Consider the following 14,622-nt stretch of genomic DNA (forward strand, 5'->3'; position numbering starts at 1 on the left):
GTGGTCGGCCGGTCGGCAGGGGACCGGGTCGGGGCCGCCTCGGTCACCGGCGGGGCGGAAGCGCTGGGCGGTGCCGCCTGCGACGACCCGGCCGGGGACGGTTCGGCGGGCCCGGCCAGCAGCCAGCCGGCGGTCGCCCCAACGGCGGCGAGCAGGACGAGAGCCAGGCTCCCGCCCAGCAGCAGGGTGCCCCGGCCCGGCTGCCGGGGCGCCGGATCATCCGGAAGGGTGTGTCCGTCGCTCATCGCGCTCCCGCCTCGTCACCGCGACCGTACCGGTTGCCGCCCAGCCGTCACCACACGTGGCGGGCACCGCCACGACTCGCCGGGCCGACCAGGGGACGTTACGCTCCCCGACATGGCCCGACGACGCTGGGGAGGATCAACCGCCACCGCGATCGGCGTCGCCGCCGGTGTGGGTGCGGCACAGCTGGGCTTCGCCTACGGGCTGGGCATCATCGACTGGGCACCGGTCGACGCCGGGCGTACCGCAGCGGCCTGGTTCGCGAGCCTGGCGTGGGCCACCTGGATCGCGGCCGTCTCGACCGTGCTCGGCGCGGTCTGCGCACAGCGACTCCACGGACCCGGCAGCGACGCTCCGCCGCCCGACGGCGCGCCGCGCCGGGCGGTGCTGGCGGTCGGCGGCGCGGTGGGCGCCTCGCTCACCGTACTGCTGGTGGCCGTGCCCGCCCGGGACGCCACCGCACCGCAGATCTCGTCGCCGCCGACCGTCGCGGCCGGGTACGCGGCCGTCGGCGTGCTGCTGGGCCTGCTGGCCGCGTACTGGGCACTCTCCGTCCGGGCCGCCGCGACCAACGTGATCGCCACGGTGGGCTGGCTCTGGCTGCTCGCCGTGGTGTCGGTGGTGGACGGGGTCCTCGCCGGGCGCGGGCTGAACACCGCCCAGCTCGGCATCTGGCAGATCAGCGCCGACCGGCCGGGCTTCTGGCTGCGCGACTACGTCTACTGGCCGGGTGTGCTGCTCGCCACCGGCTCGGCGCTGTTGATCGGCGGGTTGGCCGCCCGGCGGGCCGCCCGGGTGGCGGAGCGCCGGCTCGGTGCGGCGATCTCCGGCGCGGCCGGGCCGCTCCTCGTCGCGCTGGCCTACCTGCTGGCCGTGCCGAGGCTCGCCACCGTCACCCCGGCGCAGGTGTCGGCGCACCTCGTGGCCCCGTACGCGGTCGTGGTCGGTGCCGCCGGGTCAGTGCTGGTGGCCGCGCTCGCCCAGCGGCGCGCCGCCGCCCGGCAGCGGGTCGCCGCACCGCGGCAGCGGCCCGGCACGCCGCCGCTGCCGCCGGTCGGCGACCCGACGACGACCGGCGAGCAGACCACCGCGCCGCTCCCGCCCGACCCGGCGACGAACGGGGGCACCACGCCCGACCGGGAGCCGGGCCGGACCGACCCGACCGGCCCGCCGCCGGACGCAACCGTCGAGGCCGGCCCGGTGCCCGGCGGAGCCGTTCCGGCCGACCCGACGCCGGGCGGGTCTCGTTGACCGGCCCGGCCTGCCGTCCTCCTCGGATCGTCCGGCACGGACCGGAGGCGGGTCAGCCCACCGGCCAGGTGTGCACCGGCTGGTTGCTGCGCTGTAGGTCGGCGTAGCAGCGGGTCATGTGGCGCAGGGCCGCGTCCCGGTCCATGTCGCGGTGCCGTTCGGCCGCCCAGACCGTCTCGGTCTGCCACACCGCGCCGTTGCGGCCGGTACGGCAGCGCTGCTCGATGATGCCGAGCAGCCGGTCCCGTTCGGCCGGGGCGACACCGAACCGGTCCAGGCCCGTGGCCGCCGTCGGCAGCAGGGTGTCCAGCACCAGCTTGGTGACCGGTACGTCGCCGAGCCGGGGCCAGTGCAGCACCGCGTCCATGCCCCGGCGCGCGGCGGCGTGGAAGTTCTCCTCGGCGGAGCTGAAGGTGAGCTGGCTCCAGATGGGACGGTCGGCTTCGGCGAGCCCGCGCGCCAGTCCGAAGTAGAAGGCCGCGTTGGCCAGCATGTCGATCACGGTCGGTCCGGCGGGCAGCACCCGGTTCTCCACCCGCAGGTGCGGGCGGCCGTTCATGATGTCGTAGACCGGCCGGTTCCAGCGGTAGACGGTGCCGTTGTGCAGGCGCAGCTCCGCCAGTTGCGGTACGCCGCCGGCGTGCAGAACCTCGACCGGATCCTCGTCCTCGCAGATCGGCAGCAGCGGTGGGAAGTACCGGACGTTCTCCTCGAACAGGTCGAAGATCGAGGTGATCCACCGCTCCCCGAACCATACCCGGGGGCGTACGCCCTGGGCCTTCAGCTCGTCCGGGCGGGTGTCGGTGGCCTGCGCGAACAGCGCGATCCGGGTCTCCGCCCAGAGCTGTCGCCCGTACAGGAAGGGGGAGTTGGCGCCGACCGCGACCTGGACGCCCGCGATGGCCTGCGAGGCGTTCCAGTAGTCGGCGAAGCTGTCCGGCGCGACCTGTAGGTGGAGCTGGAGGCTGGTGCAGGCCGCCTCCGGCGCGATCGAGTCGGTGTGGGTCTGGAGCCGTTCCACACCCCGGATGTCCAGTTCGAGGTCCTCGCCACGGGCACCGACGATCTGGTCGTTGAGCACCCGGTAGCGCTCGTTGGTGGAGAGGTTGTCGGCCACCAGATGCCGCTCGGTGAGGGTGGGCAGGATGCCGACCAGGACGATCCGGGCGTCGGACTTCGCCGCGCGCTCGTCGGCGCGGGCGAGGCTGCTGCGCAGATCCTGCTCGTAGTCGGCGAAGCCGGTGCCTTCGATCAACCGGGGGTTGGCGTTCAACTCCAGGTTGAACCGCCCCAACTCGGTCTGGAAGAGCGGGTCGGCGATGGCGGCCAGGATTTCCTCGTTGCGCATCGCCGGCTCGGCGACCGGGTCCATCAGGTTGAGTTCGATCTCCAGGCCGGTCATCGGTCGGTCCGCGTCGAAGCCGAAGTCGTCCAACATCAGCGCGAAGACGTCCAGGCAGCGCCGGACCTTCTGCCGGTAGCGGACCCGGTCCTCCCGGGAGAAGGCGTCCTGCTCGACGTCTCTGCCCATCTGCCCTCCTGGCGCGAGGCGCGCGGGACCGTACCGTCCCGCCGCGCGTTGGTGAACCAACCGTAAGAGCGCTTTCGCGTCAGGACCAGAGCCCGACGACGTACGCGCGTGCGCCCATCCCGTACCCCGCGGCGGTGAACCGCAGCGCCCCCGGAGCCCTCCGCCGGCAGTGACAATCCGCACCCCGGACGCGGCACGGCCCCCACTCCGGCGAGGGAGCGGGGGCCGTGCCGCGGAGGATGCTCAGGCCTGGCGCACGGCCTCGCCCTCGATCTCAATCTTGATCTTCTTGCCGACCAGCACGCCACCGGTCTCCAGCGCCACGTTCCAGGTGAGGCCGAAGTCCTCCCGGTCGATCTCCGTGCTGGCGGTGAAGCCGAACACGTCGGTGCCGAACGGGGTGTGGCCGACGCCCTCGAACTCGACTTCCAGCTCGACCTGCCTGGTGACGCCCTTGATGGTCAGCTCACCGAGCAGCACGAACTCGTTGCCGTCCCGGGACTTCACGCCGGTGCTGCGGTACTCCAGCGTCGGAAACGTCTCGGCGTCGAGAAACTCGGGGCTGCGCAGGTGCCCGTCCCGGTCGGCCTGCTTGGTGTCGATGCTCGCCGCCTGGATGGTGGCGGTGACCGAGGACTGCAGGGGGTCGTCGGCGATGGTGATGGTGGCGACGGCGTCGGTGAACTCGCCGCGTACCTTGCTGACCATCATGTGCCGGGCGACGAAGCCGACCCGCTTGTGCGCGGCGTCGAGCAGGTAGGTGCCGGGGGCGGGGATGGTCAGGCCTTCCCAGTCGCGGGTAACCGACTCGGTGCTGGTCATGAAGCTGCCCTCCAGGGGATTTGTTTAGTAGCCCAACGGCTGACTGGACAACTATAGACGCAGCAATATTCCCCATGTCAAGCACTGCTAGGATGGCCGGGTGGACCAGAACGTGTTCGACGACCCCCGGATCACCGCCATCGGCCTGCTCTACGAGACGCATGCCGGGCTGTCGGCCCGGTTCGCCGCGCAGTTCGAGGAGCACGGCCTCTCCCCCGTCGAGTTCGAGGTGCTGATGCGGCTCGCCCGCTCTCCCGGGCACCAGCTGCGGATGACCGATCTCGCAGCCCAGACCTCCCTGTCCACCAGCGGCGTCACCCGGGTGGTGGACCGGATGGAACGTGACGGGCTGCTCTGCCGGCGGGCCTGCCCGTCCGACCGGCGCAGCTCGTACGCGGTGGTCACCGCCTCCGGCCTCAAGCGACTGCACGAGACCCTGCCCGGCCACCTGCGGATCATCGAGGAGTGGTTCATCGGCCAACTCGAACCGGAGGCCCTCGCCGCGATGCTCGACGGCCTGCGCCGGGTACGCGACGCCGTGCACCCCGGCGCCACGGCCGGCAGCGCCGTTCCGGCCTGGATGGAGGCGACGGTCGATCCGGGCGACTGAGACGCAACCGGCAGAAACACCGGCAGAACCCGGCGCACCGCCCGGGACAACCCCCGGGAAGAACGGCATATCGGGCAGTCGGCCTCGATAGCCTACCTTTCGCGCGGGGAAGCACCGGGGGGTGCTGGGCGCGAGCGATTGAGCGAGGGCATCACCAGGGGGCTTCTTCGCTCGCGCCTCCCTCCACATCGGCAAGCCGGAACATCGGCACAGCCCAGCCAACGTCTGAATGTCCGGAGCCGTGCGCCACCACGCCGGCCTACGGGTAGCCTCCCCCGGTCACCGACCGACCTCGCAGTCGTCCTCGCCGGCGTCGCTCGACCGGCCGTGGTCGCGCAACAGCTCCCACTCCTGCGGCAGGAGTCGGATTCCGGTCTGTCGACAGGCCCGGTCCAGACGCTCCCGCGCCCCCGGGTCTCCGGTACTGGCCACCAACCCGACCAGCGCCTCGACCACGTCCCGCCGGTCCTGCCCGGCGGCGCCGGCCCCGGCCGCGACGCCGAACCACTCCGCCGCCAACTCCCGGTCGCCCCGCCGCAGCGCCACAATCCCCTCGATCAGGGCACAGATCCCCTCCTCCGGCCGCCCCTGATCCATGCCCGTCCGCAGCTCGGTAAGCACCTCGGCGGCCTCGTCCAGCCGGCCGTCCTGGGCCAGCGCCAGCCCCACCGTGCCCAGCGCCCGGCGGCGGTGTCCGGGATCACCCAGCTCGGCCAGCGCTCCCACCGTTCTCCGGCCCCGCTCGACCGCCTCGGCGTACCGGCCCTGGTAACGGGCCACCTCGACGAGGCTGGCCCGCGCCAGCAGACGCAGTCGCCGCTCGCCGCACTGCGCGGCCAACCGGTCGACCGTGGCCAACCGTCGGCGGGCGCCGGCCAGGTTGCCCAGGCGGATCTCGTGCCAGGTCAGGTGATACTGGGCGACCGCCATGTTCCGGAGCCGGTCGTGCCGGGTCGCCACGACCAGCATCGCCCGCGCCTGCTCCCGCGCCTCGTCGTGCCCGCCGGTGGCGACGAGCAACGCACAGAGCACGCTCCGCGCCTCCAACTCGCCGGTGACGTCGCCGCGCGCCGCGAACACGTCGAGCGCCGGGCGGACCGCGGCCAACTCCGCCGCCCCCGCGCCGTGCTCGACCGCCAGCCGGGCCACCCCGAGCAGCGCCCACGCCCGCACCATCGGGTCGGCATCGGCGGTACGCGGGTCCGCCAGCAGCCGCCGCAGCCACTGGCGCCCGGTGACGTCCCGCCCGCGCAGCCGCCACCAGCGGGGCAGCGCCGCCGCCAGCCGCAGCGCGGTGTGCGGGTCGTCGGTGGCCGCGTGTGCCAGGGCGGTACCGATGTCGCTGGTCACCTCGTCGAGCAGGCGCACCGCACGGGACAACTCCGGGCCGGCCAGATCGGGTGCGGTGCGGGCCACCAGCCGGGTGACGACCAGCGCGTGCCGGCGGCGGATCGCGGTCAGTTCACCGCGCCCGGCCACCCGTTCCAGGGCGAAGTCCCGGACCGCGTCGAGCAGCCGGAACCGGAACGCCCCGGTGCCCCGGACGCTGACCAGACCGAGCTGCACCAGCCGGTCCAGCAGCGGAACAGGGTCGACAGCCCAGCCGATCTCGTCGGCCAGCAGTTCCTCGGCCAACTCCACCGACCACCGGTTGGCGAAAACGGCGAGCCGGCGCAACGCCGCCCGTTCGTGCCCGGCGAGCAGGCGGTAACTGGTGGCCACCGCCTCCCGCAGGGTCACCGGCGCGGCGGCCCGCACGGCCGTCCCGGCCGGCTCCCAGCCGCGCCGGCCCGGGTCGGCGGCGGCCAGGTCGAGCACCCGATTGCCGTACCGGTCGAGCAGTTCGTCGAGGTCCAGGATCCGCCCCCGGGCGGCCATCAGCTCGATGGCGAGCGGCAGGCCGCCGAGCCGGCGCACCAGCGCGGCGAGGGCCGGCAGTTCCCGCTGGTCGGGCGGTTCCCGGCGGACCCGGGCGAGGCGCGCGGTGAAGAGCGCCGCCGCCGGGTACCGGGCCAGCTCGACGGCGTCGTCCACGTCCGGCGGGGGTACGTCCAGCGGGGCGACCGGTCGGACCAGCTCTCCCGGTACGCCCACCGGATGCCGCCCGGTGACCAGCACCCGCAACGTGGGCACCACGTCGGTGAGTTGCCGCAACGCCTCGGCGACCGGGCCTGGTGCCCGCTCCACCGCGTCCACCAGCAGCAGCGCCGGGCGGCCGCGGAGCCGGCCGGCGAGATCGGCCAGCCGGGACGCGCCCAGAACCGCGCTGCCCGTGGCGAGCACGTCGGCGGCGTCCGAACTCTCACCGACCAGCACCCCGGCCACCCCGCCCGGATGCGCGTCGACCACCTCGTGCGCCACCGCCAGGGCCAGTGCCGTCTTGCCCACCCCGGCCAACCCGACCAGGCTCACCGCCGGCGGTCCCCCGTCGGTGGTGAGCAGGGCGACCAGATCAGCGCGGTCCCGCTCCCGGCCGACCAGCTCGACCGGAGGCGGCAGCGCGAACGGCGTACCGGACGCGGGAGCCGACGCGGCAACGGCGGTTGCGCCCACTTCCCCGCCCCCGGCGGCGGCCCGCTCGACGGTCCGCCGCCGGGCGGCGGAGAGAAAGACGGCACGGACCCCGCCGGTGAGGCCGAGCGCGTCGGCGAGGAGTTCGACCGTGCTGCGCTGTGGCCGGCTGGCCCGGCCGCGCTCCAGGTCCCGCACCGTCCGCACCCCGAGCCCGGCCCGCTCCGCCAGCTCGGCCTGGGTGAGACCGGCGGCCAGGCGGTGCCCCCGCAGCAACTCCCCGAGCGGGGTACGACCATCCGGGTCCGGCAGGTGATCATGAGCCGGGGTCATGGGCAGGAAGGGTACGGATGGGATACGACGGTCGACACCGATGCGTCGTATGCCCGACGCCCCGGAACCTGACGAAGCTCTTGCCGGACGGATCCGTGGACGATCAGACTCCCAGGTCGCGAGCGATGATCATCCGCTGTACCTCGGAGGTGCCCTCGCCGATCTCGAGAATCTTGGCGTCCCGCCAGAACCGGGCCACCGGGTACTCGTTCATGAAGCCGTAGCCGCCGTGGATCTGGGTCGCCTCGCGGGCGTTGTCGACGGCGATGGTGCTGGCGTGCAGTTTCGCGATCGCGGCCTGCCGCTTGAACGGCTCGCCGGCCAGCATCCGCGCCGCCGCGTCGTAGTACGCCAGCCGCGCCGTGTGCGCCTTCACCTCCATGTCGGCGATCTTGAACTGGATCGCCTGGTAACTGCCGATCGGCTGGCCGAACGCCTGTCGTTGTTGCGCGTACCTGATCGACTCGTCGACGCAGCCCTGGGCCAGACCGACGGCGAGCGCGGCGATCGCGACCCGGCCCTCGTCGAGGATCCGCAGGAACTGGGCGAACCCGCGCCCCCGCTCGCCGAGCAGGTTGGCCGCCGGGACCCGGCAGTCGTCGAAGGTCAGCTCGTGGGTGTCCGACGCCGTCCAGCCGACCTTCGAGTACCCCGGCGCGACCGTGAAGCCCGGCGTCCCGCTCGGGACGATGATGGTGGACAGCTCCTTGGTCCCGTCGGGCCGGGTACCGGTCACGGCCATGACGGTGATCAGGGCGGTGATCTCCGTACCCGAGTTGGTGATGAACGCCTTGGAGCCGTTGATCACCCACTCGTTCGTGGCCTCGTCGAGCACCGCGCGGGTCTGGGTACCGCCGGCGTCCGAGCCGGTGCCCGGCTCGGTCAGGCCGAAGCCGGCGAGCGCCTCGCCGCTGAGCAGCCTCGGCAGCCACTGCGCCCGCTGCTCCGGAGTACCGAACCGGTAGATCGGCATCGCGCCGAGGGAGACCGCCGCCTCCAGGGTGATGGCCACGCTGGAGTCGACCCGGGCCAACTCCTCCAGGGCCAGGCAGAGCGCGAAGTAGTCGCCGCCCATGCCGCCGTACTCCTCGCCGAAGGGCAGGCCGAACAGGCCCATCTTGCCCATCTGCCGGATGATCTCGTACGGGAAGGTGTGCTTCTCGTAGTGCTCGCCGATGACCGGGGCGACCACCTCACGGGCGAACTCCCGCACGCTGGACCGCAGCGCCTCGTGTTCCTCGCTGAGCCGGAAGTCCATCTGATCCTCCTGTGTGGACGGGCCGCCGGGCGCTCGTGACGCCGGGACGGGCTGGTGCCGGTCCCGGTCGTGCCGGGACCGTGGCGGGTGGGCCGGTCAGACCGGGGTGACGCCGTGCCGGCGGCGCGAGAAGTGCCGGTCCTTGGTGCGGGCGGCGGCGAAGCGGCGCAGCAGTTCGGCGCGGAGTTCGTGCGGCTCGACGATCGCGTCGACCACCAGCTCGCTGGCGAGCCGGACGATGTCGATGTCCCGCTCGTACTCCTCGCGCCGGGCGGCGACGAACGCGGCGCGCTCGGCCTCGTCGGAGATCGCGGCGATCTTGTTGGCGTAGACGGCGTTGACCGCGGCCTCCGCGCCCATCACCGCGATCTTCGCGGTGGGCAGCGCGATCGTCGCGTCCGGCTCGAAGCCCGGGCCGGCCATCGCGTAGAGGCCCGCGCCGTACGCCTTGCGCACCACCACACAGATCTTGGGGACGGTCGCCTCCGAGATCGCGGTGATCATCTTGGCGCCGTGCCGGATGATTCCCTGCCTCTCCACCGCGCTGCCGACCATGAACCCGGGCACGTCCGACAGGAACAGCAGCGGCACGTTGAACGCGTCGCAGAGCTGCACGAACCGGGTCGCCTTGTCGGCCGAGTCGACGAAGAGCACCCCACCCTTGAACATCGAGTTGTTGCCGACCACCCCGACGACCTCGCCGCCCAGCCGGCCGAAGCCGATGGTCAGCTCCTTGGCCCAGAGCGCCTGGATCTCGAAGAAGCTGCCCTCGTCGAGCAGGCCCCTGGCGTACCGGCGCATGTCGAACGCCTGCCGTTCGCTGGCCGGCACCAGGGCGGCCAGGTCGACCGTGGCCGGCGCCGCCACCGGCTCGACGGCCGGCGGTGCCTGCGTCCAGTTCGCCGGCAGGTACGACAGGTAGCGCTTCACCACGTCGAGCGCCTCGGCCTCGGTCTTGCAGAGGAAGTGCCCGACGCCGGACTCGGCGCAGTGCACCTTCGCCCCGCCCATCGCCTCCAGCGTGGTCTTCTCGCCGGTGACCATCTCGACCATCCGGTCCGAGCCGAGGTACATGCTGGCGTTGCCGTCCACCATGGCCACGACGTCGCAGAACGCCGGGATGTACGCCCCGCCCGCCGCGCTCGGCCCGAACAGCGCGCAGACCTGCGGGATCGATCCGGAGGCGCGAACCTGATTCCAGAAGATCTTGCCGGCACCGCGTCGGCCCGGGAAGAGCTCGACCTGGTCGGTGATCCGGGCACCGGCCGAGTCGACCAGGTAGACCATCGGGACGGCGGTCGTGTACGCCCGCTCGATGATCCGGATGATCTTCTCGACGGTACGCGCCCCCCAACTGCCGGCCTTCACCGTCGAGTCGTTCGCCATCAGGCAGACCGGCCGGCCGTCGATGGTGGCGGTGCCGGTGACCACGCCGTCGGCCGGCAGGCCGTCAGCAGTCGTGCTGGCCGCCGCGCCAACCGGTCTGCCGGCGCAGGCGTTGGCGAACAGGCCGTCCTCGACGAACGAGCCCTCGTCCACGAGCAGGGCGACCCGCTCGCGGGCGAAGAGTTTGCCCCTGGCGGCGTTCGCCGCGTGGTACTTGTCCGCACCGCCGGCCTGGGCGCGCTTGCGCAGTTGCTCCAGTGCCTCACCGTCGAGCGTCACGCCGACTCCCTCGCCCCTGCGCCGCCCGCCTCGTGAACGGACGACCCGACCTGAACGATCGTTAGGCTAGCGCATCGGCTCCCCCCGCGGCGACCCGCCGAGGCTCTGCACCGCGAATCACGACGTGAGGGCGTCGACCAGTCCGCGCAGACTCCCGCGCAGCCGCTCGTCGCCGAGTTCGACCCGGACGGCGGCCACGTGCTCGGCAGCCAACGCAGCGAGCAGCAGGTGAGCGTCGGCCACCGGGTCGGCGCGGCCGGCCAGCAGCAGAGCGACATGCCGGTGCCAGAACCGGTACGCCCCAATCCGGTACCGCGCGCCGGGGGCGGCGGTCTCCGACACCCGCACCAGGTCCAGGTGGCCGAGCAGGTGGTCCAGGTATGCCTCGACGAAGGCACGGAGCCGCTCCTGGGAGGTCACCTTGGTGCCGGGCGGCCCGGGCCCCAGCGGAGCCGGGCCGAACAGGATCGCCTCCTGGAGATCCCGCTCCTGCTCGTCGAGCAGCGCGGTGGCCAGGCCCGCCTTGTCGCCGAACCGGCGGAACAGCGTTCCCTTGCCCACCCCCGCGGCGGCAGCCACCGCGTCCATCGAGACGGCCTCCACGCCGCGTTCCCGAAAGAGGACGGCGGCCGCCTCCAGCACGGCCGCCCGATTGCGCGCCGCATCAGCCCGCTCCCTGGGCGGTGACATACGCAACTCCAGCAGTTCGGCGGGAGGAGTGGCGTAAACGGACTGCGGTCCGCTAACGTTCCGAGGCATAAACGGACTATAGTCCACCTAATCCGGAGGTCACCATGTCCAACCTGATCGCCCGTGACGAGTTGCGCGCCGCCATCAATGCCGGCACCGTCACCGTCGTCGACGCCCTCGGCGGCGACCACTACGCCCGGCAGCACCTGCCGGGAGCCGTCCTCCTGATCGAGGCCGACGTGTCCGCACGCGCCGCGGACCTGCTGCCGGACCGGGAAGCCGCGATCGTCACCTACTGCTCCAACCCCTCCTGCCCGAACAGCGGCCGGGTCGCCGACCGGCTCACCGCCCTCGGCTACACCAACGTGCGCAAGTACGCCGAGGGCATCGAGGACTGGGTGGCGGCCGGCCTGCCGACCGAGTCGGGCGCCCCGACCCGCTGAACCACGAGGCTGGGGGTACGCCGAAGCCGGCGTACCCCCACAGCACCGGGTGACTCAGGCCGGGAGCGGCGTGAGGCGGGTACGGGGGCCGGCGCGCAGGACGCCGGAGGGCAGGCGCTTGCCGGTCAACTCCTCGGCCAGTTCCGCCGTCTCGATCAGCGCGTCCAGGTCGATGCCGGTGTCGATGCCCATGTCGTGCAGCATGTGCACGGCCTCCTCGGTGGCGAGGTTTCCGCTGGCACCCGGGGCGTACGGGCAGCCGCCCAGGCCGCCCACGCTGGCGTCGAACTCGGTGACGCCGAGTTCCAGGGCGGTGAGCAGGTTCGCCAGCGCGGTGCCCCGGGTGTTGTGGAAGTGCAGCAGCACCGGGACGTGGGCGTTGCGCTCGCGCACGGCGGTGAGGAGTTCGCGGACCCGGCGGGGCGTGCCCATGCCGGTGGTGTCGCCGAACGCCACCCGGTCGGCGCCGTCGCGCACCACCCGCTCGACGATGCCGGTTACCCGGGCCGGGTCGACGTCCCCCTCGTACGGACAGCCGAAGCTGGTCGCCACGATCACCTCGGCGCGCGCGCCGGCGCCATGCAGCAGGTCGATCAGCTCCGCGATGTCGTCCAGCGACTCATCCGTGGAACGGTTGACGTTGCGCCGGTTGTGGGTGTCGCTCGCCGACACCACCACCTCGATCTCGGTGAACCCGGCGGCCAGGGCGCGCTGCGCACCCCGGGTGTTCGGCACCAGGGCCGAGTAGCGCACCCCCTCGGCCCTGGCGGCCCGCCGCCACACCTCGTCCGCGTCGGCCATCTGCGGAATCGCCCTCGGATGCACGAACGACACCGCCTCGATCCGCCGTACGCCGGTGCGGGACAGGGCGTCGAGCAGCCGCACCTTGGCCTCGGTCGGGATGGGCTCCTCGTTCTGGAGCCCGTCCCGGGGGCCGACCTCGCGGATGGAGACGAAGTCCGGCAGTTCCGCCATTAGGGGTCACCTCACTGTGACGGTGGGATGCTGGTTCCCCCAGCATCCCACCGCGCGAAAGAGACCGGATCGTCAGCGCATGCGGGTGACGATGGCGGTGTCGTAGTCGCCGGAGAGGAACTCGTCGTTCTCCAGCAGCTCGGCGAAGAAGGGGAGGTTGTTCTTCGGGCCGGCCAGCGCGAAGGCGGCGACCGCGGCCTTCGCCCGCTCGATCGCCTCGGCCCGGTCGGCGCCACTCACGATGAGCTTCGCCATCAGGCTGTCGTAGAACGGCGTGACGGTGTTGCCCTCGACATAGCCCGAGTCCACCCGGACACCCTCGCCGGTCGGTTCGACCCACGTCTTGATCACGCCGGGACCGGGCAGGAAACGCTTCGGGTCCTCCGCGTTGACGCGCAGCTCGATGGCGTGCCCGCGCGGGGCGAGCGCGTCCGGGTCGAAGGTCGGCGCCAGCCCGGCGGCCACCCGCAGCTGCTCCTCGACCAGGTCCACGCCGTACACCAGCTCGGTCACCGGATGCTCCACCTGGAGGCGGGTGTTCATCTCCAGGAAGAAGAACTCTCCGGTGGTCGGATCGAGCAGGCACTCCACCGTGCCCGCGTTGCGGTAGTTCACCGCCTCGCCGGCACGGACCGCCGCAGCCAGGAACCGTTCCCGCAGCTCCGGCGAGACCGCCGGGGACGGCGACTCCTCGACCAGCTTCTGGTTACGGCGCTGCACCGAGCACTCCCGCTCGCCCAGGGCCACCACCCGGCCGTCGGCGAGGCCGAGGATCTGCACCTCGACGTGGCGTACCCGGGGGAAGTAGCGCTCGATCAGCACCGAGCCGTCACCGAACATGCGCTCGGCGAACGAGCGCACCTTGTCGTACTCGATGTGCAGCGCGGCCTCGTCATTCGCCACACCCATGCCCATGCCCCCGCCACCGGCCGCGGCCTTGACCATCACCGGGTAGCCGATCTCGCCGGCGGCGGCCACCGCCGCCGCCAGGTCGGCCGCCGGTTCCGTGGTGCCCGGCGCGACCGGCACCCCGGCCGCCGCCATCAGGTTCCGGGCGTTGATCTTGTCGCCCATCGCGCTGATCGCGTCCGCGCCGGGCCCGACCCAGATCAGGCCGCTGGCCTCGACGGTACGGGCGAACTCGGCGTTCTCCGACAGGAACCCGTAACCAGGGTGGACGGCCTGCGCGCCGGTGCTCTTGGCAGCGGCGAGGATCGCCTCCACGTTCCGGTAGCTCTGCGCCGGATTGGCCGGCCCCACGCAGACGGCCTCGTCGGCCTCGCTGACGAACGGCAGGTTGGCATCGGCCTCCGAATGCACCGCGATCGCACGGATGCCGAGCCGCCTGGCGGTACGGATGATCCGGCGGGCGATCTCGCCCCGGTTGGCGACGAGCAGCGACTCGATCATGTTTCCTCCCGACGTCCAGGGGGTGACGACGGCTGCCAGCCAACCATGACCGCCCGGTTACTCACGAGTCAGCACTCCACCACCGAACCCAGGGGCAGCCCCGGTGGTGGAGTCGGGAACGGCTCAGACCGGAGTCGGGGCGAGGAGAGCGGCCAGGGTGGCACCACGGAGCAGTGCGGCGCGGCGTCGGCGCTCCACCTCGCCCCCGAGGAACGGGGTGGAGTTCATCAGACCGAACGCGGCGTGGGCCAGCACCCGCGCCTCACCGTCGGGCAGGTCGGGGTGCAGCGCGGTCAGCACCGTCACCCATTCCTCCACATAGAGACGCTGGAGCCGGCGGATGCGGCGACGCGGCTCGTCGGGGAGCCGATCCAGTTCGTGCAGGTGCAGCGCGATGACCGCGGGATTGGCGAGCGCGAAGTCCACGTGGAAGTCGATCAGGGACTCCAGTGCGGCCCGCGGGTCGCCGGGGTGGACGGCGGCCCGGTCCCGGCCGCCGTCGAGCAGCCCCTCACTGACCGGGATCAGCGCGGCCGCCAGCATCGCCTCCTTGCCGGCGAAGTGGTGGTACAGGGCCGGCCCCGTCACCCCGGCCGCGGCACCGATGTCGTCCATCGATACGCCGTGGTAGCCGCGTGCGGCGAAGAGGCCGACCGCGATCTCCAGGATCTCGTCCCGGCGGGACCGCCGACGACCCGTCCGCACCACGCCGTTCATCGCACCCCGCGCCTGCTGTTCCAACGCCACCGGGCAAGCCTAGACCGCCCGCCCTCCTCACCGGGGGTACGGTTCCCATCGCTCGGCCCACCTTCCTACCCCAACCCCGTGTTGATCATGAAGTAGACGGCGATGCCGATCACTTCAACCGCCGCGCGCCCCC

12 protein-coding genes and 1 pseudogene are annotated in these 14,622 nt (G+C 72.6%); 3 read left to right on the plus strand and 10 right to left on the minus strand.

The features are described 5' to 3' along the window. Positions 1-245, minus strand: a pseudogene (locus tag E1166_RS24100) (hypothetical protein); the annotation flags it as partial. 112 nt (positions 246-357) lie between these two features. Here E1166_RS24100 and E1166_RS24105 point away from each other — a divergent pair. Continuing rightward, a complete protein-coding gene (locus E1166_RS24105) occupies positions 358-1,494 on the plus strand; it encodes a hypothetical protein (RefSeq protein WP_132342251.1) in 1,137 nt (378 codons plus the stop codon). Positions 1,495-1,546: 52 nt separating this feature from the next. Here the strand turns inward: E1166_RS24105 and E1166_RS24110 are convergent, their stop codons facing one another. Continuing rightward, positions 1,547-3,025, minus strand: coding sequence for a glutamate--cysteine ligase (locus E1166_RS24110; RefSeq protein ID WP_132342253.1), 1,479 nt, complete (start codon positions 3,023-3,025; stop codon positions 1,547-1,549). Between the two features lie 243 nt (positions 3,026-3,268). After that, positions 3,269-3,847 carry a YceI family protein gene (locus tag E1166_RS24115; RefSeq protein ID WP_132268895.1) on the minus strand — a complete coding sequence of 193 codons (579 nt, stop codon included), beginning with the start codon at positions 3,845-3,847 and terminating at the stop codon, positions 3,269-3,271. A 100-nt stretch (positions 3,848-3,947) separates the two neighbouring features. On the opposite strand from E1166_RS24115, the gene E1166_RS24120 reads away from it, so the two are divergent. Continuing rightward, positions 3,948-4,457 carry a MarR family transcriptional regulator gene (locus E1166_RS24120; RefSeq protein ID WP_132342255.1) on the plus strand — a complete coding sequence of 170 codons (510 nt, stop codon included), beginning with the start codon at positions 3,948-3,950 and terminating at the stop codon, positions 4,455-4,457. Between the two features lie 279 nt (positions 4,458-4,736). On the opposite strand, the gene E1166_RS24125 is transcribed toward E1166_RS24120, so the two are convergent. The 4 genes from E1166_RS24125 to E1166_RS24140 all read right to left on the minus strand — a co-directional run bounded on the left by E1166_RS24125 (position 4,737) and on the right by E1166_RS24140 (position 10,983). Further along, on the minus strand, positions 4,737-7,301 hold the full coding sequence (locus tag E1166_RS24125; protein WP_132342257.1) for a helix-turn-helix domain-containing protein: 2,565 nt from the start codon (positions 7,299-7,301) through the stop codon (positions 4,737-4,739). 103 nt (positions 7,302-7,404) lie between these two features. After that, on the minus strand, positions 7,405-8,559 hold the full coding sequence (locus tag E1166_RS24130; protein WP_132342259.1) for an acyl-CoA dehydrogenase family protein: 1,155 nt from the start codon (positions 8,557-8,559) through the stop codon (positions 7,405-7,407). Positions 8,560-8,655: 96 nt separating this feature from the next. Further along, a complete protein-coding gene (locus tag E1166_RS24135; RefSeq protein ID WP_132342261.1) occupies positions 8,656-10,224 on the minus strand; it encodes an acyl-CoA carboxylase subunit beta in 1,569 nt (522 codons plus the stop codon). Between the two features lie 117 nt (positions 10,225-10,341). After that, positions 10,342-10,983 carry a TetR family transcriptional regulator gene (locus E1166_RS24140; protein WP_132342263.1) on the minus strand — a complete coding sequence of 214 codons (642 nt, stop codon included), beginning with the start codon at positions 10,981-10,983 and terminating at the stop codon, positions 10,342-10,344. Between the two features lie 35 nt (positions 10,984-11,018). Between E1166_RS24140 and E1166_RS24145 the strand changes: the two genes are divergently transcribed. Further along, positions 11,019-11,357, plus strand: a complete 339-nt coding sequence (locus E1166_RS24145) for a rhodanese-like domain-containing protein (RefSeq protein WP_132342264.1) — start codon at positions 11,019-11,021, stop codon at positions 11,355-11,357. Between the two features lie 54 nt (positions 11,358-11,411). Here the strand turns inward: E1166_RS24145 and E1166_RS24150 are convergent, their stop codons facing one another. The 3 genes from E1166_RS24150 to E1166_RS24160 all read right to left on the minus strand — a co-directional run bounded on the left by E1166_RS24150 (position 11,412) and on the right by E1166_RS24160 (position 14,447). Beyond that, positions 11,412-12,332 (minus strand): hydroxymethylglutaryl-CoA lyase, encoded by a 921-nt coding sequence (locus E1166_RS24150; protein ID WP_132342265.1) that lies wholly within the window; start codon positions 12,330-12,332, stop codon positions 11,412-11,414. A gap of 72 nt (positions 12,333-12,404) precedes the next feature. Further along, positions 12,405-13,742 carry a biotin carboxylase N-terminal domain-containing protein gene (locus E1166_RS24155; protein WP_132342266.1) on the minus strand — a complete coding sequence of 446 codons (1,338 nt, stop codon included), beginning with the start codon at positions 13,740-13,742 and terminating at the stop codon, positions 12,405-12,407. A gap of 123 nt (positions 13,743-13,865) precedes the next feature. After that, the gene (locus tag E1166_RS24160; protein ID WP_207914469.1) at positions 13,866-14,447 is read right to left on the minus strand and encodes a TetR/AcrR family transcriptional regulator; all 582 of its coding nucleotides are present in this window, start codon (positions 14,445-14,447) and stop codon (positions 13,866-13,868) included. Positions 14,448-14,622 lie beyond the last annotated feature (175 nt).

The sequence above is a fragment of the Micromonospora sp. KC213 genome, assembly GCF_004348325.1.
GTDB lineage: Bacteria > Actinomycetota > Actinomycetes > Mycobacteriales > Micromonosporaceae > Micromonospora.

Bases quoted from the DNA above. Each gene is read 5' to 3' on its own strand.
- E1166_RS24125 (WP_132342257.1), bottom strand. From the start codon at position 7,301: ATGACCCCGGCTCATGATCACCTGCCGGACCCGGATGGTCGTACCCCG.
- E1166_RS24130 (WP_132342259.1), bottom strand. From the start codon at position 8,559: ATGGACTTCCGGCTCAGCGAGGAACACGAGGCGCTGCGGTCCAGCGTG.
- E1166_RS24110 (WP_132342253.1), bottom strand. From the start codon at position 3,025: ATGGGCAGAGACGTCGAGCAGGACGCCTTCTCCCGGGAGGACCGGGTC.
- E1166_RS24155 (WP_132342266.1), bottom strand. From the start codon at position 13,742: ATGATCGAGTCGCTGCTCGTCGCCAACCGGGGCGAGATCGCCCGCCGG.
- E1166_RS24140 (WP_132342263.1), bottom strand. From the start codon at position 10,983: ATGCCTCGGAACGTTAGCGGACCGCAGTCCGTTTACGCCACTCCTCCC.
- E1166_RS24150 (WP_132342265.1), bottom strand. From the start codon at position 12,332: ATGGCGGAACTGCCGGACTTCGTCTCCATCCGCGAGGTCGGCCCCCGG.
- E1166_RS24105 (WP_132342251.1), top strand. From the start codon at position 358: ATGGCCCGACGACGCTGGGGAGGATCAACCGCCACCGCGATCGGCGTC.
- E1166_RS24145 (WP_132342264.1), top strand. From the start codon at position 11,019: ATGTCCAACCTGATCGCCCGTGACGAGTTGCGCGCCGCCATCAATGCC.
- E1166_RS24115 (WP_132268895.1), bottom strand. From the start codon at position 3,847: ATGACCAGCACCGAGTCGGTTACCCGCGACTGGGAAGGCCTGACCATC.